Annotated in this window: 20 protein-coding genes; 11 read left to right on the plus strand and 9 right to left on the minus strand. The window is 63.3% G+C overall.

What is annotated here, in order from left to right:
* Nucleotides 1–53: 53 nt before the first annotated feature.
* Together AC0NIL_RS11840 and AC0NIL_RS11845 are read left to right on the plus strand one after the other, a co-directional pair.
* The gene (locus AC0NIL_RS11840) at nucleotides 54–503 is read left to right on the plus strand and encodes a GatB/YqeY domain-containing protein (RefSeq protein WP_473574080.1); all 450 of its coding nucleotides are present in this window, start codon (nucleotides 54–56) and stop codon (nucleotides 501–503) included.
* A gap of 127 nt (nucleotides 504–630) precedes the next feature.
* Complete coding sequence (locus AC0NIL_RS11845) at nucleotides 631–921, plus strand: hypothetical protein (RefSeq protein ID WP_275952469.1); 291 nt, start codon at nucleotides 631–633, stop codon at nucleotides 919–921.
* Nucleotides 922–982: 61 nt separating this feature from the next.
* On the opposite strand, the gene AC0NIL_RS11850 is transcribed toward AC0NIL_RS11845, so the two are convergent.
* A complete protein-coding gene (locus AC0NIL_RS11850; RefSeq protein ID WP_275952470.1) occupies nucleotides 983–1,555 on the minus strand; it encodes a TetR/AcrR family transcriptional regulator in 573 nt (190 codons plus the stop codon).
* A gap of 136 nt (nucleotides 1,556–1,691) precedes the next feature.
* On the opposite strand from AC0NIL_RS11850, the gene AC0NIL_RS11855 reads away from it, so the two are divergent.
* A complete protein-coding gene (locus AC0NIL_RS11855) occupies nucleotides 1,692–2,396 on the plus strand; it encodes a DUF4336 domain-containing protein (protein ID WP_275952471.1) in 705 nt (234 codons plus the stop codon).
* On the opposite strand, the gene AC0NIL_RS11860 is transcribed toward AC0NIL_RS11855, so the two are convergent.
* On the minus strand, nucleotides 2,359–3,324 hold the full coding sequence (locus AC0NIL_RS11860; RefSeq protein ID WP_275952472.1) for a LysR family transcriptional regulator: 966 nt from the start codon (nucleotides 3,322–3,324) through the stop codon (nucleotides 2,359–2,361). The two genes, AC0NIL_RS11855 and AC0NIL_RS11860, sit on opposite strands and share 38 nt — an antisense overlap.
* A gap of 101 nt (nucleotides 3,325–3,425) precedes the next feature.
* On the opposite strand from AC0NIL_RS11860, the gene AC0NIL_RS11865 reads away from it, so the two are divergent.
* From AC0NIL_RS11865 to AC0NIL_RS11875, 3 genes are all read left to right on the plus strand, one after another.
* A complete protein-coding gene (locus AC0NIL_RS11865) occupies nucleotides 3,426–4,328 on the plus strand; it encodes an alpha/beta fold hydrolase (RefSeq protein ID WP_224620598.1) in 903 nt (300 codons plus the stop codon).
* Between the two features lie 174 nt (nucleotides 4,329–4,502).
* A complete protein-coding gene (locus AC0NIL_RS11870; protein ID WP_224620597.1) occupies nucleotides 4,503–4,748 on the plus strand; it encodes a hypothetical protein in 246 nt (81 codons plus the stop codon).
* Nucleotides 4,749–4,805: 57 nt separating this feature from the next.
* A complete protein-coding gene (locus AC0NIL_RS11875; protein WP_013530133.1) occupies nucleotides 4,806–5,021 on the plus strand; it encodes a hypothetical protein in 216 nt (71 codons plus the stop codon).
* A gap of 62 nt (nucleotides 5,022–5,083) precedes the next feature.
* On the opposite strand, the gene AC0NIL_RS11880 is transcribed toward AC0NIL_RS11875, so the two are convergent.
* On the minus strand, nucleotides 5,084–5,524 hold the full coding sequence (locus tag AC0NIL_RS11880; RefSeq protein ID WP_027162072.1) for a DUF2267 domain-containing protein: 441 nt from the start codon (nucleotides 5,522–5,524) through the stop codon (nucleotides 5,084–5,086).
* A 224-nt stretch (nucleotides 5,525–5,748) separates the two neighbouring features.
* Here AC0NIL_RS11880 and AC0NIL_RS11885 point away from each other — a divergent pair, with 224 nt between their 5' ends.
* The gene (locus tag AC0NIL_RS11885; protein ID WP_473574079.1) at nucleotides 5,749–6,441 is read left to right on the plus strand and encodes a hypothetical protein; all 693 of its coding nucleotides are present in this window, start codon (nucleotides 5,749–5,751) and stop codon (nucleotides 6,439–6,441) included.
* Between the two features lie 33 nt (nucleotides 6,442–6,474).
* On the opposite strand, the gene AC0NIL_RS11890 is transcribed toward AC0NIL_RS11885, so the two are convergent.
* The 3 genes from AC0NIL_RS11890 to AC0NIL_RS11900 form a co-directional block, all read right to left on the minus strand.
* Complete coding sequence (locus AC0NIL_RS11890; protein WP_013530136.1) at nucleotides 6,475–7,392, minus strand: NADP-dependent oxidoreductase; 918 nt, start codon at nucleotides 7,390–7,392, stop codon at nucleotides 6,475–6,477.
* A gap of 212 nt (nucleotides 7,393–7,604) precedes the next feature.
* A complete protein-coding gene (locus AC0NIL_RS11895) occupies nucleotides 7,605–7,961 on the minus strand; it encodes an SPW repeat protein (RefSeq protein ID WP_027162069.1) in 357 nt (118 codons plus the stop codon).
* A gap of 579 nt (nucleotides 7,962–8,540) precedes the next feature.
* The gene (locus tag AC0NIL_RS11900) at nucleotides 8,541–9,518 is read right to left on the minus strand and encodes a murein L,D-transpeptidase catalytic domain family protein (RefSeq protein WP_224674923.1); all 978 of its coding nucleotides are present in this window, start codon (nucleotides 9,516–9,518) and stop codon (nucleotides 8,541–8,543) included.
* A gap of 583 nt (nucleotides 9,519–10,101) precedes the next feature.
* Between AC0NIL_RS11900 and AC0NIL_RS11905 the strand changes: the two genes are divergently transcribed.
* The gene (locus tag AC0NIL_RS11905) at nucleotides 10,102–10,815 is read left to right on the plus strand and encodes a DNA helicase (protein ID WP_013530139.1); all 714 of its coding nucleotides are present in this window, start codon (nucleotides 10,102–10,104) and stop codon (nucleotides 10,813–10,815) included.
* 20 nt (nucleotides 10,816–10,835) lie between these two features.
* Here AC0NIL_RS11905 and AC0NIL_RS11910 read toward each other — a convergent pair whose 3' ends face one another.
* Entirely contained in the window at nucleotides 10,836–11,789 is a 954-nt protein-coding gene (locus AC0NIL_RS11910) for a hydrogen peroxide-inducible genes activator (protein ID WP_224674924.1), read from the minus strand.
* A 265-nt stretch (nucleotides 11,790–12,054) separates the two neighbouring features.
* Between AC0NIL_RS11910 and katG the strand changes: the two genes are divergently transcribed.
* On the plus strand, nucleotides 12,055–14,250 hold the full coding sequence (katG, locus tag AC0NIL_RS11915) for a catalase/peroxidase HPI (protein ID WP_224674925.1): 2,196 nt from the start codon (nucleotides 12,055–12,057) through the stop codon (nucleotides 14,248–14,250).
* 182 nt (nucleotides 14,251–14,432) lie between these two features.
* On the plus strand, nucleotides 14,433–14,990 hold the full coding sequence (locus tag AC0NIL_RS11920; RefSeq protein WP_473574078.1) for a GNAT family N-acetyltransferase: 558 nt from the start codon (nucleotides 14,433–14,435) through the stop codon (nucleotides 14,988–14,990).
* Nucleotides 14,991–14,998: 8 nt separating this feature from the next.
* On the opposite strand, the gene AC0NIL_RS11925 is transcribed toward AC0NIL_RS11920, so the two are convergent.
* Nucleotides 14,999–15,415 carry a MerR family transcriptional regulator gene (locus tag AC0NIL_RS11925; RefSeq protein ID WP_013530143.1) on the minus strand — a complete coding sequence of 139 codons (417 nt, stop codon included), beginning with the start codon at nucleotides 15,413–15,415 and terminating at the stop codon, nucleotides 14,999–15,001.
* 105 nt (nucleotides 15,416–15,520) lie between these two features.
* Between AC0NIL_RS11925 and AC0NIL_RS11930 the strand changes: the two genes are divergently transcribed.
* A complete protein-coding gene (locus tag AC0NIL_RS11930) occupies nucleotides 15,521–17,734 on the plus strand; it encodes a heavy metal translocating P-type ATPase (protein WP_473574077.1) in 2,214 nt (737 codons plus the stop codon).
* 61 nt (nucleotides 17,735–17,795) lie between these two features.
* On the opposite strand, the gene AC0NIL_RS11935 is transcribed toward AC0NIL_RS11930, so the two are convergent.
* Nucleotides 17,796–18,980 carry an MFS transporter gene (locus AC0NIL_RS11935; RefSeq protein ID WP_024505485.1) on the minus strand — a complete coding sequence of 395 codons (1,185 nt, stop codon included), beginning with the start codon at nucleotides 18,978–18,980 and terminating at the stop codon, nucleotides 17,796–17,798.
* Nucleotides 18,981–19,061 lie beyond the last annotated feature (81 nt).

Consider the following 19,061-nt stretch of genomic DNA (forward strand, 5'->3'; position numbering starts at 1 on the left):
GCCTTGGCTCGCCCGCGGCGCTATTGTCCGCGCCGATCGAAGGAGAATGCACCATGCGCGGCAAAATCGCCGAATCCCTGAAGAGCGCGATGAAGGCGCAGGACAAGCACCGGCTGCCGACATTGCGGCTGATCCAGGCCGCCATTCACGACCGCGACATTGCCAATCGCGGGTCAGGCAAGGAGCCGGCCAGCGACGAGGAGATCCTGCAGATCCTGGCCAAGATGGTGAAGCAGCGCGAGGAATCGGCCAAAGCCTTCGATGACGGCAAGCGGCCGGAACTGGCCGCGCAGGAGCGCGGCGAGATGGAGATCATCCGCACCTTCCTGCCGACGCAACTGGACGATGCGGCGGTAACCGCGGCGGCGGGCGAGGCGATCGCCGCGACCGGTGCGGCCAGCCAGAAGGACATGGGCAAGGTGATTGCCGCGCTGAAACAGAAATATGCCGGCCAGATGGATTTCGGCAAGGCGAGCGGCATCGTCAAGGGTCTGCTGCAGTAGGGTGCTGCTCATCTCGTCGCTTGGGTGGCCGACCGGGCGGAATCCAGATCCGTCCGGAATCCAAGTCCAGGAATTGGAACCCGGATAGCGCCGAGATGTTTATCCGTCATGCAACTGGAGAGATGCCATGACTGAGAACGAAACCCGCTATGAAACCGGTGCGACGAAATATCCGGCAAAGACCGATGCCGACGCTTCCGATGAATTCTCCCAGGATGCGGCCGCCAACGAGAAGCCTGCCGGCGGAATAGGGCTCACCCGCCGGATGGGCGAAGTGGAAGACCGCACCCGCCAGTCGGAGGGACAAAACCCGCCAAGACAAGTCACGCCGAGCGCCGCAACCGAAAAGACGTCCGGGGCCGGCCCCGCTATCGCGGAGCGTTCAAAGGACGCCAAGGCTCCGAAGAGCGGCCAATGAAGCGAAGGCCGGGAGCACTCCTGCGGCGCTTTGGAGATCGGCGGACAAGTGGTTCGCGTAGTTAGCGTTTGCCGATCCCTTCAACGACGATGCGGATGAGGTGCCTGATCTCGTCCTCGCTGAATGACCCGGCCGAAAGCGCCGAAAGCATCGCCTGGCCGTATATTCCAAGCAGGACCAGCGCCATGAAATTGGCATCGTCATCCCTGCGAATGACACCTTGCCGTTGGCCGAGCACCAGAAGGTCCCGGACCAGGCGCTGGAATGAGGGCCGGTCGGGCGGCGGCTGTAGGGACGGACGCTCGGCGGGGGCAAGAGCCAGCCTGGCAAGCGAGGGATTGGCCAGGCACCAGCCGGCGCTGTCGAGAAAGACTGTCTCGAGCATGACGAATACCTCTTCGTTCGCCGCCATGCGGGCGCGGTAGGCGGCATCGCCCGCCTCCACGCGGGCGATGAGCCGCAACGCGATTTCTTCTTTCGAACTGAACAGATTGTAGACCGTTTTGCGGGTCAAGCCGGCGCGCGTCGCGATCTCCTCGACCGAGGTGTTGGCAAACCCCATCTCCCGAAACGCCAGTTCGGCGGCATCGAGGATGAGGCTTCGCGACCGTTCGGTCCGCTTTGGGGTTGTCATTTTTATACCCTAGTGTAAATTTACACATATGTAAATTTTTGCTGCGTGACCGCCGCATTGCGGCAGCCGCCAATCCCGCGAAGGGTCGACCGTGGCGCATCGGAATTCAAGCGGCTCTATGGGAAGCAATGTGCAAATGGCTGGTAGTCTCAAGGAATTCGGCCTTGGGATCTGGATTGCGGATGATCCGATCGTCACGGCGGCCGCCGGCTTTCACTATCCCACGCGTATGGCCGTTATCGGATTGTCCGGGGGCGGTTTGTTCATCTGGTCACCGGTAGAGCTCACGAACGAGCTGCGTGCCGATGTAGACGCTCTGGGCGTGGTGCGCTTCCTGATCCCGCCCAATTCGCTTCACCACGTGTTTCTCGCTGACTGGCAGCGCGGCTATCCCGATGCCAAGGTCTATGCGCCACCCGGCCTGCGGGAAAAGCGCCGAGATATCCTCTTCTGCGGCGAGCTCGGCGATACGCCTGCCGCCGACTGGGCGGACGATCTCGACCAGGTCGTCGTGCGCGGCAACAGGATCACCACCGAGATTGTCTTCTTCCACCGCGCAAGCAGGACAGTGTTGTTCACCGATCTGATCCAGCATTTCCACGCCGGATGGTTCAAGGGCTGGCGGGCGCTCGTAGCCCGGCTGGATCTGATGGTGGCCGCAGAGCCCTCAGTGCCGCGAAAATTCCGCGCCGGCTTTACCGACCGGCGCGCCGCGCGTGCCGCTCTTCAACGCATACTGGCATGGCCGGCCGAAAGAGTGCTGATGGCGCACGGCGAACCAGTGACGGAGGACGCTCAAACGTTCATCCGTCGCGCTTTTCGCTGGCTGGTTGGCCGCTGACTTCCTCGGCGGATTTCGGCGCTTCGAGCACACGGCGCAATGCCGGCGCTTCCTGCTGGATATGATCCCACAGCCGGTTCGCGATCGGCCCATGCGGCCGGTCGCGGCGGCGCGCCACCACCAGTTCGTCGGTGCGGCCCGGCAGATGACGGCCGGCAATGGAGTGCAGGCGTCCGTCCTGCAGTTCTTCCTCGATCAGGAAGCGGGGCAGGTGGCCCCAGCCAAGGCCCTGCAGGATGATCTCCTTCTTCATGCCCTGGTCGGCGACGAGGCATTGCGGCGCGCCTTCGATCAGCGAATAGTTTTGTTGTGGCGAATGGCGGGCGCTGTCGCGCATGACGCATTGGGTGAGTGCCTGCATCTGGTCCGGGGTGATCGGCTGCTCGATACGCTGAGGCAGAAAGCCCGGCGCCACCACGGGAATGAAGGACACCTTGCACAAATCGACCCATTCCACCCGCGCATTGCCCTTGTCGACCCAGTGCAGGATCAGGTCGGCTTCGTCGTCGAAGAGACGCTCCCATGGGCCGCCCACCGCTTCGAAATGCAGATGCAGGCGCGTGCCGGGCAACTGTGCGAAGAATCGCCCGAGCATGCCCAGCACCTGCGGGCGCGGGCACAGGTCGCCGATCACCACATGGATCTCGCTTTCCTCACCCATCGCCAACTGGGCGGCATGGACGCGCAAACCGTCCAGCTCGCGCAGCAGCGATAGCGCTCGGCGGTGGAACGACAGCCCGGCCTCGGTCGGACGCACGCGATAGCCGCTGCGATCCAAAAGGACGAGGCCGAGCTGTCGCTCCAGCTTGGCGACGGCGGCGAACACCGCGGGGTGCGAGCGATACAGCATGGCCGCCGCAGGCTGAAAACCGCCGGTGCGGACCACCGCATCGAAGCATTGCAGATCGTGCAGGGTGAATTCGGCCATGTCAGTTTTTGTTACAGAGATTGTCTTATCTTTGTAATATCAACAAAATCGCTCCACAGCTAGGCTCTGTCTCGTTCAACGTTCCAGAAGGAATCTTCATCATGAATGAGCTGAATTTCGTCACAACGGGCGACGGCACGCGCATCGCCTACCGCTTCGACGGCGAGGCAAGCAAGCCGGTGCTGGTGCTGTCGAATTCCATCGGCACCACGCTGCACATGTGGGATGGGCAGGTCGGCGAATTGTCGAAGCATTTTCGTGTCCTGCGCTACGACTTTCGCGGCCATGGCGGATCGAGCGTTCCGGTCGGCGCCTATTCGCTGGACCGGCTTGGCCGCGACGTCATCGAGTTGCTCGATGCGCTCGACCTGCAACGTGTACATTTCCTTGGCCTGTCGCTCGGCGGGTTCGTCGCGCAGTGGCTCGGCATCCACGCGCCCGAGCGGATCGACCGGCTGATCCTGAGCAACACCTCGTCGCATCTGGCGCCGGCAAGCTATTTCGACGAGCGGATCGCTGCGGTGCGCCAGGCGCCGGACATGTCGGAAACCGCCGAGACGTTCCTGAGCAACTGGTTCCCCGCGTCGCTGGTTGCCGCCAACGAGCCTGTGGTCGAAGACTTTCGCGCCATGCTGCTGGCTATCGACCGGCAGGGCCTGGCGGGTCTGTTCGCGGCGGTTCGCGACGCGGACCTTCGCCGCACCGTGGCACTGATACCCCGGCCGACGCTGGTGATCGCCGGTCGGCACGACACGGTGACGGCAGCCAGCCACAGCGAGCTGATCGCCGCGACGGTGCCCGGCGCGAAGCTGGTTGTGCTGCCTGCGGTCCATCTGTCGAACATCGAATATCCGGCAGAGTTCATCCAGGCTGTCATCGATTTCTGCGCGGAGCCGAGTGCCGCGACGGCAAAGGCATCCGGCACCAGCCCGGCGGTTGCCGTGCGTTCAAAGGACGCTGCGGTTCACAAGGGCGGGCGCCAGCCGGAGCCTGCGTCAATGTGAGCGCCGGGCCGAGCCGAGCCATCTGGCGAGAAGCTTTTCAACGCCTTTCGGAACGATCCCGTCACCTTGCCATTATCAGCACGAAGGCAGGCTCGGCCAGGCAAACGCCGACCTTAGAGACGGTCGGCGACGCACCACTTTCGGGCGCCGACACGAACACGCCGGAGGAAAGCGATGACTGGACGCAAAACCCACGATCAACAAATTCGCATCATTGAAGAGCGGGAAAACACAAAAAACGCCGGCAAGGATTTTGATGCCGAGGCGGATCTGAAACGATCAGCGGCGGAACGCGAAGCACTGCGCAAGGGAGCGGACATGAGGACCGATACACCGGACCTCGTCGATCCAGACGACCGCAACATGCTTCGCGGCAAGAATCAGGAAAGCGCCCATCACAAGAACCCTGCCGACGACTAAAGCGCGTCACGGACCAGCAACGCTCCTGGAACATTCGTCATAGATTGGAGGCAGCCCATGGCACGCGGCAGCAAGAAGCACATCGGAGCAGGTTCACAAGGAAAGGGTTCCGGCACAGGCGCCATGACCGTGACGCCAAAAGACAAGCTCGAAGAAAACAAGGTTCTGTCCAATCGCGACAAGGCACAGCATTCCAAAGAACGCGGTTTGGACTCCAGGCAGGTCGCGACCGAGCAGCATCAGGATCATGCCGCCAACCGTTTGCGGGACTGACGCCCGACAGGGGCGCCAGCCTCGGCCTGGCTGTCCGGGGAGCCGTCAGATTCGTACCATCTCTATTTGACACCGAGGCTTTCGGGCCAGAGCGCCTGGATTTCCTTCGGCAGCGCATCGCGCACCTTAGCCGATTGGCCAAGATCAACATGCCGTGCAAGAACTCGGAATACCGAGCGTGCTGCATCCTCGGGATCGACGGGGCGGATCGATTTCAATTCCTCGCCGATGTGCTGCGAGAAGTTTTCCAGGGAGCGCGTTTTGTCCGGCTCGGCTGCGGGCCGGTAGTGGTCGTAATAGGCGCCGCGCACCAGGAGCGGCAGTTCCGCCCCAAGTTTGGCCGCAAGCCCGATCTGCAGCCTGTCCCTTACGGTCCGCAGGACCGCGCCCAATATGTGCCATGCAATTCGCCGATCCGGACCATGATCGTCCATGATCTCGTCGAGCCAGATGTTGGTTGTCTGCAGCGTCCTGTCAAAGACATCCAAACCGGTAGCGCTCATCATCGCCTCCTCATCAAATTCATGTCTGGTTTCGAAACGATGCTCAGGGACAATCGTTTCGCTATCTGTCGACAAAATTGGCTCGGCCTGTGATCCGGCTCTGCCCCGGGATCCACGGTAGCGGTCTTGGTTGCGCCGGAACCCCGTCCGAAGCAGTTCGTTCCTGGGTGGGCGGCGTTGAGGAGCTGGTTGGGGGGAGCGCGTCCTGCAACGGGTTTTTTGCGATGCCTGCAAGGAAGACAAAAATCACTGAAGGCGAGAACCGACAGCAACTCCTGCAGATGATGACGACGGAGCATTTGGTGCTGGGGACCGCCAGGGCGGCGACTATTCAGGAGGCGAATCAGCGCGCAAATTTGTTCCTGACTTCGGTATCCAGCGCCACGATCGCCCTTGCTTTCGTGGCCCAGGTGACGAGGATGGGGCTTCCTTTCATGCTGTTCAGCCTGATCCTGTTGCCGTGCCTCTACTTCATTGGGCTGGTGACATTCGTCAGGGCTGTGCAGGTGGCCATCGAAGACATGGTCCACGCCCGCGGCATGGCACGCATCAGGCACTGCTACACCGAGCTCACCCCTTCGATGGCGCGCTATCTGGTTCACTCCACCCATGACAACCAAACGGCTCTGCTGGCCGATGTCGGCCTCAAGCCAAGGCCCTGGCAAGCGTTCGCCGGAACCGCAGGGATGGTGAATGTCGTCAACGGTGCCATCGCCGGTGTCTTTGCCGGCGTGATGCTCAAGGTTGTCGTTGGCTCGATGGTCAGTCTCGCCGTGACTGTCGGCATTCTAGCTTTTGCGGTGAGCAACTGGTGCCTGTGGCAACATCACAGGCGCAGTTGGGCAAGCGCGGAACACAAGCTGAAGGTGCTGTTTCCAAACGTGCCGGACAGCGACGGCGAGGCGAGGATCGGATAACCCGTTCGAGAGGGGCAGGAGCATCAACTCGCGCTAGGCGGAAACCTCAAGCACGATCTTGCCACGCACATGCTCATTTTCCAGCCGTTCTTCCGCTTTGGCGACCTCTCCAAGCGGGTAGGTGGCTTGCACGAAGGGGGTGACCTTGCCGGCCTCGATGAGGCGGCCGATCTCGGCAAGATGCGCCGCATTCGGCTCGGCCAGGTAGGAGACGCCACGCGCCCGACGCAAGTTTGCCTTTTCCTGCGACGGTTGGGAAAGCGTGGAAACGAGCGTCCCGCCAGGCTTGAGCACCTCCCAGGAGCGCTCCTGCGTGTCGCCCGCGACAAGATCGAACACCAGGTCGACCGCATCGACGACCTCTTCGAAACGCTGATTCTTGTAGTCGACCGTCTGATCGGCGCCAAGCTCACGCACGAAAACGACGTCCTCGGCGGAAACGGTTGTCGCGACGAACGCGCCCGCGGCCTTGGCCAGCTGGATCGCCAGATGACCGACGCCGCCGGCGCCGCCATGGATGAGAACCCGTTGTCCGGATTTGAGGCCGCCATGATCGAAAAGGCCTTGCCATGCGGTGATGCCGGCAAGCGGCACCGCCGCGGCTTCGACATGGCTTAGACGATCCGGTTTGGCAGCCGCCTCCGTCGCCTTGACCACGACATATTCGGCATTGCCGCCCCGGTCATGACCAAGCATCGCAAACAACGGGTCGCCCTTCTTCAACGTATGCGCTCGCGTACCGCATATTTCCACCGTGCCGGATACGTCGCGCCCGAGCGTGACCGGCAGGGTCTCGCTCACCGACCCTTCGCGGGTCTTGTAGTCGATCGGATTGACGCTTGCGGCGCGGACCCTGAGCACAACCTCGTCGTCAAGCGGCTGAGGCGAGGGGACCTGATCGATCGAAAGGACCTCAGGTCCGCCAAAAGCGTGGATGCGGATTGCTTTCATGTCGGCATACCTCCTGTTGTCTGGCTTTCGGCGACGCTGTCTGCAGGGCTGTCGTCAGCGGCTGTGCAGCCGAGGTTGCGGCGGCAGGCACGCTGGCCTCCCAGGGGGCCACCGTCAGATGATTTTCCTCCATCATCGGCGACCCAGCGGGATGCCAATTTGTCGGCGGCCAATCCGTCACGATCAGGCCGCCGCAAGGACGCCCAGTCCTGCTAGGCCGTAGACTGCGTCGGCGGGTTCTGGTTCATCATCCACAGCTCGATCGCAGCCAGAACCGCGACCAGAACGCCGATTACAACATGCACGCCCATGGCTGTGGTTGCCTGGAATCCAAGCACCCAGGGAGACACAACTACCCAAAGACCCACAACGAGGTTTAGCCATTCCTCCCAGACAGCAAAGGCGAAGAGGGCGGCAACCGAAAGCACGACAATCACGATGCCGCTGCCCATGGCATTCTGGGACTGTGTCCCCGCCGCGAAGGCGAATATCCATGGAGAGAAGAAGAGAATTGCTCCGAGGACCAGATTTGCTACGTCACAGAGCTTGGCGTTTGACCATTGGTTCATGATTTTCTCCATCAAGCGTGCTCTCCACGCTTCCGAAGCTCAATCGGCGGCCTTGAAACCGTCGGTCACATGGCGGCAAGGCTACAACCAGACTTGCTGGCTTTCTAACTGGAGAGCAGGCCGTTGGTTCCAACCAATCGGCCTGGCACGGCACCGGGAACTCTCCTCGCCGGGAGCATTCAGCCACTCCCGATCCGTTCGCGACATACAACGCGGCGGGAAGGTGCGAGGCGCAGTCGATTACCCATGTGATCGCCTCTCGATCATAGTCGTCACCCGGAGCGCCAGTCCTCGAAGAAGACGTTCAATGTAAGCGTGATGTGTTCGCGTTCTGGCAGCCTTCTGTGCCGCTTCCTTCCTGCCGCGGGTACCCTTGGTCCGGCGGCGGCCGCCCGCGCCATGGGCGCGCGTTGTCTCTGGGGACCATCGCGCCGAGGTTACAAATGAACCTATCCCAGCCTTTGGCTACCGACATCGACGACGCGCGGGGAGTCAGACGCTGCCAAACCTCGGAGATCGGGATCGATACCGGTTCACGACGGCTGATCAATGCGCATGGTTCGCATGCCGAAGCGGACGTCACGGCTGCGTGCAAATCGGCACTGGCTGCGGCGGCGGTGCCGGATGATCCTTCCTGTATTGGGCGATGATCGGCTCGAGGGTCTTTCGCGGCCAGAATTTCGGTGTGCCGATTTCCTTCAGGCAGGACGCGTTCCAATAGGTGCCCGGCTGTGAATGGTTGGCTGCGACCGCGGCGATGTCGCGCGATTCCGGGTAGATGTAGAGCGTCGTCGGATTGTCCTTGACCATCGGGATAATCTGCTGCGCATCCGCCGGCGACCAACTGGTGCAGCCATTGCTGCGACCGCCGGCATAATCCACCAGCTTGCCGAACGGTACGAAGCCGTCATGGTCGGCATGCGAGCTGTTCGGATTTTTGCGCAGGCACAGGCCGTGCAGCACCTGGGCCGCGTGGCCGCCGATCACCCGCTGCCTGGCGTTCGCGGCTTCGCCTTCGCCGTCGAACTGGATGAAGGTGCGCTGGAAAGCCACGTCCCGTTTCGCACCAGTGCGGTAATAACCCTTGAACGAGGTTTTCGCCTCGCGGGTCATATAGGCGCCGCCGGCCGTCAACGATGAATCCATCGCATTGCCGAAGTTCCTAGCGCACCGCTTGCCGTTCGAAAAATCGACGACGCCCTTCAGATTCCGCCCGCTGCCATGACCCGACGAAATCGCGCGGAAGGACTCGCTGGCCTCGCAGATGACGTAGTAGCGGCGGCCGAGCACGCCATTGCCCAGATCGCTGGGGCGTGTGGCATCCATGGCGAAGTAGCAGGGGTTCTTGACGGCCCCTTGGGCGACCTTCTTCCGATAAAGCGCGCGGGCACGTTCGAGGACAATTTGTGAGATCTGGCCGTCGCTGTTGCCGACATGGGCCTGCAGCCAGGCCGGAACGTCAGATGATGCGGCAAAAGATCGAGCCGACACCGTCACGGCGATGACGGCGACGAAAAAGCTGGCGACGACGCCCAGACAAACAGATCTCAACCGCACCGGATCAATTCTCCTGTCGAAGCGAATGGCTATTTCTTGCGGTATTGCCGCGAGAATCGATCATAGATGGCCTCGCATTATCAGGCGAAACACATCTTGTTTAGCGTGCCCGCATGAAGATCCGTAAAGCAGGTCGATGCATGCAAACGCCTACGCCGACATGCTGGCTCCAGGCTTGCGGCGGACGTCTTCGCATCCTTGAAGCAGGGCAACGAACTCGGGTTGGCGGGTTCCTTCGAGCTCGTCGGCGCGTTGGCTGACGGAGCATCAAACGAAAAACCCGCCTGTGCGGCGGGCCATTGGCGCAAATCAGCACCATGGACAAATATGTACCATAGCTGAGTGCAGGGAGTCAAGAAAAAATTCCTATCGCGAAAAGCCGCGAGTTCGGAACCTGATCTCTTGAGTTCCGCGATTTTCGATACGCAGGGATTGAGCTATCATCTGATTCTGGCGTGGCTCACGCCTCCTCCCTCCGCCGGGAAAGCATCATCCATGCAGGGCTCTCTCATCACCGAACCAACTGTTCGAGCGCTTGGCATAAGGAGGGGTTGCGAAAACGGCTCGCACCAGGAGGTTTGTCATGAAGCTGTCCGCGCCCATCTATCATCTGAAGCGTCAAGCCAGGCTGTTGTCCCGCGAGGCCAAAATTCCGCTCCACGAAGCGCTTGATCGCGTTGCAGTACGGGAAGGCTTCGCCAGTTGGAGCCTGCTTGCGGCCAAGGCAGCCGGGGCGGCGCCTGCCGGCACACTGTTTGCGCAACTTGCGCCCGGCGATCTGGTCCTGGTGGGTGCACGACCCGGCCACGGCAAGACGCTGATGAGTCTCGAACTGGCAATCGAAGCCATGAAGTCCGGCAGTCGGGGCGTGTTCTTCACGCTGGAGTATACGCAGCGGGATGTGCTCGACCGGTTTCGAGCCATCGGGGCAGACCCGGTGCAGTTCAACGACCGGTTCGTGTTCGACAATTCCGACGCCATCAGCGCCGACTACATCGTCAAGGCATTGGGCTCGGCGCCGCGCGGCACGCTGGTGGTGATCGACTATCTGCAACTGCTCGACCAGAAGCGGCAAAATCCGGAGCTGATGGCGCAGGTTCGCACGCTGAAAGCGTTTGCCGGCGACAGGGGATTGATCCTCGTCTTCATCTCGCAGATCGACCGGTCCTACGACCCGGCGCAGAAGCCGGTTCCCGATATCGGCGATGTGCGGTTGCCGAACCCTCTGGATCTGTCGCTGTTCAACAAGACCTGCTTCCTGAACAAGGGCGAGATCCGGTTCCACGCGGCAGGCTGACGATCGGGTCAGCCAAGCCTTCATTGGGCGGCTGCCGGCAGATTCACGGGCTGCGCAAGCAATGCCGAGCCGTGCTGCGCCCGCAACGTATCGGCCGCCTGGCGAACCACTTCGGATATAAGCATCAGCTGTTTGGCGATCGGGCTTGTCTTGCGCCAGATCATGCCGATCGTCCGCGACGGTTGGGGGTTGGCAAAGTGGGCGACAGACACCGCCGCCGAGCGCGTCTCCACCGGCACGGCCATTTCGGGAATCAAGGTGACGCCGACACCGGCGCCGACCATTTGCACCAGGGTCGACAGCGAGCTGCCGTCCAGCAACTCCCTTGGCCGCGCCGAATGCATGTTGCAGAACGACAGCGCCTGATCGCGAAAACAATGGCCTTCCTCCAGCAGAAGCAGCCGCATCTCGCGCAGCATTTCGCGGTTGGGGACCGACTTTCCCTCGTCCTCGCCGGGCCGGACCAGCACGAAGTTCTCGGCAAACAGCACGATTTCCGTCAGCGAGGGTTCCGACACCGGCAAGGCGACGATGGCCGCGTCGAGCCGGCCGTCGGCCAGTTCCTGGATCAGCTTCTGCGTTTGCGTTTCGCGCACGTGGATATCGAGCCCGTCATGCATGCGGGCGAGGTTGCCGATGATGGCAGGCAGGAGGTAGGGTGCGATCGTCGGGATCACGCCGATGCGCAACCGTCCCACCAGCCGGTCGCGCGAGGCGCGGGCCAGATCCGTCAGCTCATCCACCGAGCGCAGGATGTCGCGGACGCGCAAGGCGAATTCCTCGCCGAAATTGGTCAGCCGGACCTGGCGTGGGCCTCTTTGGAAAAGCTCCGTGCCCAGCGTTTCCTCCAACTCCCGGATCTGCACCGAGATGGCGGGCTGCGAGATCGAGCAGGCATCGGCGGCGCGGCCGAAATGATTGTGCCGGGCCAGCGCCTCGAAATAACGCAGCTGCTTCAGCGTCAGGTTTGTCATAATGTCATCTTATCGCTGCAATCAGGAAATCCAACTTAAATTAATCAAGCGGCTTTGCTATAGGAGTCGTAACGAAGATGAGGAGCAGCCGGGACCGCCTGGTGAGGCGCATGCCCGCAGCAACAGGACATCCAACATATTCGGTCGCGTATCGGGCTCAGGTCATCGCGCCAGCCATGAAACGGACCGCCTACAGGGACATTTTTGTGTCCCTGTTCACGCAGCAGTTGAACAGCTCAACTCAGCCACGATCGGAGAGAAGAACATGGACGCACAGACCGATGATCCCAGTGCCGGCAAATGCCCCGTTGCGCACGGATCCTCCAGCAGGACGAACCGTGACTGGTGGCCGAACCAACTGGACCTTGGCGTTCTGCATCAGCAGTCGAACCTTTCGGACCCGATGGGCGAAGAGTTCGACTATGCCGAGGAATTCAAGTCGCTCGATCTCGATGCGGTGATCAAGGACCTGCACCAGGTGATGACGGATTCGCAGGATTGGTGGCCGGCCGACTTCGGCCATTACGGGCCGCTGTTCATCCGCATGGCCTGGCACAGTGCCGGCACCTACCGCATCGGCGACGGCCGTGGCGGCGCCGGGGCCGGCCAGCAGCGTTTTGCTCCGCTCAACAGCTGGCCGGACAATGCCAATCTCGACAAGGCGCGCCGGCTGCTGTGGCCGGTCAAGCAGAAATATGGGCGCAAGATCTCCTGGGCCGACCTGCTGATCCTCACCGGCAACGTCGCGCTGGAATCGATGGGCTTCAAGACCTTCGGTTTTGCTGGCGGCCGCGCCGACGTCTGGGAACCCGAACAGGACGTCGATTGGGGTTCGGAAACCAAGTGGCTCGACGACAAGCGCTACTCCGGCGACCGCGAACTCCAGGGCCATCTCGGCGCCGTCCAGATGGGTCTGATCTATGTCAATCCGGAAGGGCCGAACGGCAAGCCGGATCCGCTGGCCTCGGCACGCGATATTCGCGAGACGTTCGGCCGCATGGCCATGAACGACGAGGAGACCGTGGCGCTGATCGCCGGCGGCCACACCTTCGGCAAAACCCACGGCGCCGGCGATGCCTCGCTTGTGGGTGCGGAGCCGGAAGGCGCCGGCATCGAGGCGCAGGGCCTCGGCTGGTCGAGCAAGCATGCCACGGGCATCGCCGGCGATGCCATCACCTCGGGCCTCGAGGTGACCTGGACCACGACGCCGACCAAGTGGAGCAACAACTTCTTCGACAATCTGTTCAACTTCGAATGGGAGCTGACCACGAGCCCGGCGGGCGCGCATCAGTGGACGCCGAAGGGCGGCGCCGGCGCCGGAACCGTGCCGGATGCCCACGATCCGTCCAAGCGCCGCGCGCCTGCCATGCTGACGACCGATCTCGCGCTGCGGGTCGATCCGGCCTACGAGAAGATCTCGCGGCGCTTCCATGAGCATCCGGACCAGTTCGCCGACGCGTTTGCCCGCGCATGGTTCAAGCTGACCCATCGCGACATGGGGCCGGTCGTTCGCTATCTCGGCCCGCTCGTGCCGAAGGAAGAGCTGATCTGGCAGGATCCGATCCCCGCGGTCGACCACGAACTGGTCGGCGAGCAGGACATTGCGTCGCTGAAGGCGAAGATCCTGGCATCGGGCCTGTCGGTTTCCGAATTGGTCTCGACGGCGTGGGCCTCGGCCTCGACGTTCCGCAATTCCGACAAGCGCGGTGGTGCCAATGGTGCACGCATCCGGCTGGCGCCGCAGAAGGATTGGGAGGTCAACCAGCCGGCGGAACTGTCGAAGGTGCTGGCCAGGCTGGAAGCCATCCAGAAGGAGTTCAACGCGGCACAGACCGGCGGGAAAAAGATCTCGCTGGCCGACCTCATCGTTCTCGGCGGTGTCGCCGCTGTCGAGAAGGCGGCGAAGGATGGCGGCCACGAGGCCAAGGTGCCGTTCACGCCCGGTCGCATGGATGCTTCACAGGAACAGACGGATGTCCATTCCTTTGCCGCGCTCGAGCCGAAAGTCGATGGCTTCCGCAACTATGTCAGGGGCAAGCAGCCGATGTCGGTCGAAGCCATGCTGGTCGACCGGGCGCAATTGCTGTCGCTGACCGCACCCGAAATGACGGTGCTGGTCGGCGGTCTTCGTGTGCTCGGCGCCAACACGGCCAACTCGAAGCACGGCGTGTTCACAGACCGGCCGGGTACGTTGACCAACGACTTCTTCGTCAACCTGCTCAGCATGAACACGATCTGGGATCCGGCCGCCGGCTCCGACGAAGTCTACGAGGCGCGTGACCGCAAGACCAAGGCGGTCAAGTGGACCGGCACCCGTGCCGACCTGATCTTCGGCTCGCACGCCCAATTGCGCGCGCTTGCCGAGGTCTACGGGTCGGCGGACGCCAAGGCGAAATTCACCAGGGATTTCATTGCGGCATGGACCAAGGTGATGAACGCCGACCGCTTCGACATCGCCTGAGATCGCTAAAGGTGCTCCGGCGCGGCCGCGCCGGATCGCCGGTCCTCCCAAGGACACAACGCCAGGGCCGCGTTTCCAGTGATGGGAGCGCGGCCTCTGTCGTATAGGGCCGCGCTTTGGTGGACCGTGCCTCCCTGGTCAAGCATGCTATTTTGTGGGCATCGCGTCTGCACCGGTGCACCATGATCGAAATCGTCAAACCCGCGCTCGAACATCTGCCGTCCTACAAGGCGGCACTCGAACGCGGCTGGTCGCCGGACAATGTGCGATTGCTGGAAGCGACGCGCGAGCAGCTTGCGGCAATCGAAAGGGATCCCGTGGCTTTTCTCGCCGACCTCGATGATCCCCAGGCCGGGGGCGGTCCGATCACCTTGCCCGACGGCAAAAAGGTGCCGCGCCTGCCGGGCTTCCGCCGCTCGATCTGGGACGGCGAGGCGTCGGGCTCGATCGGCTTTCGCTGGCAGAAGGGCACGTCGGACCTGCCGCCGCATGTGCTCGGCCATATCGGCTATGCGGTGGTGCCGTGGAAGCGGCGGCGCGGCTACGCTACACAGGCGCTGCGCCTGATGCTGGAGGAGGCGAGGGCGGTCGGCCTGACTCACGTCGAGATCACCGCCAAACCGGGCAATCCGGCCTCGCACAAGGTGATCCTGGCCAATGGCGGCAAGCTCGTCGAACGCTTTTTCGAGGACGCCGCCTATGGCGGAGCAGAAAGCTTGCGGTTCCGGATCGAGCTGTAGGATGTATCTCAACCATGCTCATCGGCGCACAGCGCATGATCCGACAGCGCGCGGATGACGTAGCAATCGCCGACCGTCTGGCCATTGCAGCACGTGGCGATGCGTTCGAGCTCGGCCTCGAGCCGCTTCAACTGGGCAATCTTTTCCCGCACCGAGATCAGTTGCTCCTCTGCGATCTTGTCGGCGTGGCCGCAGGGTTGCTCGGGGTGGCCGCTCAAATCGATCAGAGAGCGGATGTCCTCGACGGCGAAACCGAGATCGCGGGCGTGGCGGATGAAGGCCAACCGCTCCAGCTCCTGCCTGGAATAGCGGCGCTGGTTGCCTTCCGAGCGCTCGGGTGCGGCAACAAGGCCCATCTGCTCGTAGTAGCGGATGGTCGGCACCTTGACCCCGGTGCGGCGCGAGAGATCACCGATCGAAAACATGAATTGCCTCTTGAAGCTCTAGTGACTAGAGCAATTACAGTGCCTGACATCAGCGTTCAAGACCCATGCGGCGACGCCGCGCGGGCAAGACAGACAGGTGATGTGATGACGGCGCCCTTCGACCAGGTAAAAATCAGGCAGACGCGGTTCAAGATCGGCGGCATGGATTGCGCCTCTTGCGCAACCAAGATCGATACGGCGGTGCGTCGCCTAGACGGCGTCGCCGATGTCTCGGTTTCGGTGACCGGTGCCAGCATGACGGTCAGCCATGGCGGCGCGTTGCCGGAAGACAAGGTGCTGCAGCAGGTGGCTCGGCTCGGCTACGGCATCGTCAGGGCCGAGGCACATGTATCGCCGATGTCAAACAAGGCGCACGCCGATCACGTCCACAATGACCATGAAGGCCACGATCATGCGATCCACGATCCCGATCCCGATCATGGCCATTCCGAGACGGGGCAGGCGTGGTGGCGTTCCCGCCGGGCGGTGCTGACGCTCGCCTGCGCGGCAGCGCTTCTCGCCGCATACGGCATCGGCCATCTGTTCCCGGTGGCGGAACGCGGGGTGTTCCTGGCCGCGCTGTTGGTCGGCCTGGTGCCGATCGCACGGCGCGCGCTGATGGCGGCATTGGCCGGCACGCCGTTTTCGATCGAGATGCTGATGACCATCGCGGCGATAGGCGCCGTGATGATCGGTGCCACTGAAGAGGCCGCCGCCGTGGTGGTGCTCTTCCTGATCGGCGAGCTTCTGGAGGGTGTCGCCGCCGGCCGGGCGCGGGCGAGCATCCAGGGACTTGCCGATCTGGTGCCGAAGACGGCCTTGGTCGAGCGCGCAGGCGGCACATCGGAGTGTCCCGCCGAAGACCTTGCGGTCGGCGACATCATCCTGGTGCGGCCGGGCGACCGCATCCCGGCCGATGGCGAGATCATCGAGGGCGCGAGCGAAATCGACGAGGCGCCGGTGACCGGCGAGAGCACGCCGAAGCGCAAGGGCGTTGCGGACGCCGTCTTTGCCGGCACGATCAGCACCGATGGCGTGCTCAAGGTGCGGGTGACGGCGGCCGCTTCCGACAACACCATCGCCCGAATCGTGCGGCTGGTGGAGGAGGCGCAGGAGGCCAAGGCGCCGACAGAGCGCTTCATCGATCGCTTCTCGCGCACCTACACGCCGGCGGTGCTGGCGGTCGGTGCGCTGGTGGCATTGTTGCCGCCGCTGCTTGCCGGCGGCGACTGGAACGAATGGATCTACAAGGGCCTTGCGATCCTGCTGATCGGCTGCCCGTGCGCGCTGGTCATCTCGACCCCGGCGGCGATCGCCGCGGGCCTGGCGACCGGTGCGCGGCGTGGCCTGTTGATGAAAGGCGGTGCGGTGCTGGAAGGCTTTCGCCGGATCACGGCGGTCGCCTTCGACAAGACCGGTACGCTGACCGCAGGCAAGCCTGTCGTCACCGACATCGTGGCGTATGGAAGGGATGAACGCACCGTGCTGGCGCTGGCGGCAGCACTGGAGCAGGGCTCCAGCCATCCGTTGGCGATGGCGATCCTGGACCGGGCCAAGGCCGACAAGGCGCCGGTGCCGCCGGCTCTCGCAGCGAAGGCAATCTCGGGCAAGGGTGTCGAGGGCAGCGTTGGCGGCGTCGCCGTCTTCCTCGGCTCCGGCCAGGCGGCGGGCGAACGCGCCGACATGACGCAAGCGCAGCGCCTCGCCGTCGACAGCTTCAACGGCCAGGGCAAGACGGTGTCAGTGCTCGTCGCCGATGGCGTGGTGGCCGGGCTGATTGCCATGCGCGACGAGCCGCGGCCGGATGCTGCGGCCGGGATCGCGGCGCTGAAGGCCGAGAGCATCCGCGCAGTGATGCTGACCGGCGACAACCGCCGCACGGCGCAAGCCATCGCCGCTTCGCTCGGCATCGAGGCGCGGGCGGAGCTGTTGCCCCAGGACAAGCAGCGCATCGTCGGCGAATTGCAGCGCGAGGGTTTCAAGGTTGCCAAGGTCGGCGACGGCATCAACGACGCGCCGGCGCTCGCGGCCGCCGATATCGGCATTGCCATGGGCGGCGGCACCGACATGGCGCTGGAGACCGCGGACGCGGCGATCCTGCACGGCCGCGTCATGGACGTCGCGCGTATGGTGAAACTGTCGCGGGCGGTGATGGCCAATATCGGCCAGAACATCACCGTGGCGCTGGGGCTGAAGGCGGTGTTCCTGGTCACCACCATTTTGGGCATCACCGGCCTGTGGCCGGCGATCCTGGCCGATACCGGCGCGACCGTGCTGGTCACCGCCAACGCCATGCGCCTGCTGCGCTGGCGCGGGTGAAGTGTTTTTGGTTGATCACGATCTTTTCGGAAAACCGGCGTCCACTTTTCCGGATCGTGATCTACTCGGCTGGGGCTGTCAGCGGCGGCGTGGCGTTGCTGCGCCCTTCCCAGACATAAGAGGCGAGCGCCACTGCCACGGCGACCAGCATGGCGATGGCGCCGAGCAGCGGCAGGCTGCGGTAGCCATAGCCGCTGTTCAGCATCGCGGCGCCCAACGAAGCGGCCAGCGCGATGCCGACATTGAAGCCGGACGGAATGAGCGACGAAGCGAGGTTGGAAGCATCTGCCGTCCAGGCCAGGATGCGGGTCTGGATCGGCGTGCCGATGGCGAAGTTGAGACCGCCCCAGATGACGATCGCCACAACCATCGGCAGGGGATAGGGGCTGACGGCATAGATGACGCCAAGCGTCACCGCCTGCAGGGCCAGCATGGTGATCAATGACGGCATCAGCTTCCAGTCGGAGAGCTTGCCGCCGAGGAAGACGCCAAGGGTTGCGCCGACGCCGTTGAGCAGCAGCACCCACGGCACCAGGTTCTCGTCGAGACCGGTGACTTCCAGCAGTGTCGGGGTGATGTAGGTGAACAGGCCGAACTGGCCGATCATCAGCATCAGCATCAGGATCAGCGATGTCCAGACCTGCTGGCGGGCCAGCACGCGGACCTCGCGGGCGAAACCGGCGGGCTTGGCCGATGAGCCGGTGGTGCGCGGCAAAAGGGCTGCCATGGCAAGCGTTGCCGCGACACCCAGCGCGCACATCACCCAGAAAGTCGCACGCCAGCCCCAGATGTTGCCGATCGCGGTGCCGGCCGGCACGCCGATGACGTTGGAGACGGTGAGGCCGGACAGGATGACGGCGACAGCCATGCCGCGCTGGTCCTCGCGCACGAGACCGACGGCGACGACCATGGCGACGCCGAAATAGGCGCCATGCGCGACCGCCACGGCAATGCGCAACAGAAGCATCGAGGTGAAATCGGGCGCCAGCGCGCAAGCCGCCTGGCCAATGGTGAAGGCGATGGCGAGGCCTAGCAGCAGGCTCTTGCGCGACAATGACTTGGTGGCGAGCGCCAGCAGCGGGCCGCCGATGGCGATGCCGCCGGCATAGCCGGAGACGAGATAGCCGGCGGAGGGAACCGAGACGCCCAGGCCTTGCGCCACCTGCGGCAGCACGCCGGCAATGACGAATTCGGTGGTGCCGAAGGCAAAGGCGGCGATGAACAGGGCGATGAGCGGAAGCGACATGGGGAAGCCTTAGCTGGAAGCGCCTCAAACCACGGATGGGCTTTGCGGGCAATCCAGAAATTTTTGTCGCGAGTTTAGGTT

Source organism: Mesorhizobium sp. WSM1343 (assembly GCF_055901535.1).

What these genes read in the sequence shown, in the direction of transcription:
- AC0NIL_RS11880 (WP_027162072.1), bottom strand. Translation starts at nt 5,524, where the DNA reads ATGAGCGCTACCGGTTTGGATGTCTTTGACAGGACGCTGCAGACAACC.
- AC0NIL_RS11905 (WP_013530139.1), top strand. Translation starts at nt 10,102, where the DNA reads ATGAAGCTGTCCGCGCCCATCTATCATCTGAAGCGTCAAGCCAGGCTG.
- AC0NIL_RS11895 (WP_027162069.1), bottom strand. Translation starts at nt 7,961, where the DNA reads ATGAACCAATGGTCAAACGCCAAGCTCTGTGACGTAGCAAATCTGGTC.
- AC0NIL_RS11910 (WP_224674924.1), bottom strand. Translation starts at nt 11,789, where the DNA reads ATGACAAACCTGACGCTGAAGCAGCTGCGTTATTTCGAGGCGCTGGCC.
- katG (WP_224674925.1), top strand. Translation starts at nt 12,055, where the DNA reads ATGGACGCACAGACCGATGATCCCAGTGCCGGCAAATGCCCCGTTGCG.
- AC0NIL_RS11920 (WP_473574078.1), top strand. Translation starts at nt 14,433, where the DNA reads ATGATCGAAATCGTCAAACCCGCGCTCGAACATCTGCCGTCCTACAAG.
- AC0NIL_RS11850 (WP_275952470.1), bottom strand. Translation starts at nt 1,555, where the DNA reads ATGACAACCCCAAAGCGGACCGAACGGTCGCGAAGCCTCATCCTCGAT.
- AC0NIL_RS11840 (WP_473574080.1), top strand. Translation starts at nt 54, where the DNA reads ATGCGCGGCAAAATCGCCGAATCCCTGAAGAGCGCGATGAAGGCGCAG.
- AC0NIL_RS11865 (WP_224620598.1), top strand. Translation starts at nt 3,426, where the DNA reads ATGAATGAGCTGAATTTCGTCACAACGGGCGACGGCACGCGCATCGCC.
- AC0NIL_RS11870 (WP_224620597.1), top strand. Translation starts at nt 4,503, where the DNA reads ATGACTGGACGCAAAACCCACGATCAACAAATTCGCATCATTGAAGAG.
- AC0NIL_RS11885 (WP_473574079.1), top strand. Translation starts at nt 5,749, where the DNA reads ATGCCTGCAAGGAAGACAAAAATCACTGAAGGCGAGAACCGACAGCAA.
- AC0NIL_RS11930 (WP_473574077.1), top strand. Translation starts at nt 15,521, where the DNA reads ATGACGGCGCCCTTCGACCAGGTAAAAATCAGGCAGACGCGGTTCAAG.
- AC0NIL_RS11925 (WP_013530143.1), bottom strand. Translation starts at nt 15,415, where the DNA reads ATGTTTTCGATCGGTGATCTCTCGCGCCGCACCGGGGTCAAGGTGCCG.
- AC0NIL_RS11845 (WP_275952469.1), top strand. Translation starts at nt 631, where the DNA reads ATGACTGAGAACGAAACCCGCTATGAAACCGGTGCGACGAAATATCCG.
- AC0NIL_RS11875 (WP_013530133.1), top strand. Translation starts at nt 4,806, where the DNA reads ATGGCACGCGGCAGCAAGAAGCACATCGGAGCAGGTTCACAAGGAAAG.
- AC0NIL_RS11860 (WP_275952472.1), bottom strand. Translation starts at nt 3,324, where the DNA reads ATGGCCGAATTCACCCTGCACGATCTGCAATGCTTCGATGCGGTGGTC.
- AC0NIL_RS11890 (WP_013530136.1), bottom strand. Translation starts at nt 7,392, where the DNA reads ATGAAAGCAATCCGCATCCACGCTTTTGGCGGACCTGAGGTCCTTTCG.
- AC0NIL_RS11855 (WP_275952471.1), top strand. Translation starts at nt 1,692, where the DNA reads ATGGCTGGTAGTCTCAAGGAATTCGGCCTTGGGATCTGGATTGCGGAT.
- AC0NIL_RS11935 (WP_024505485.1), bottom strand. Translation starts at nt 18,980, where the DNA reads ATGTCGCTTCCGCTCATCGCCCTGTTCATCGCCGCCTTTGCCTTCGGC.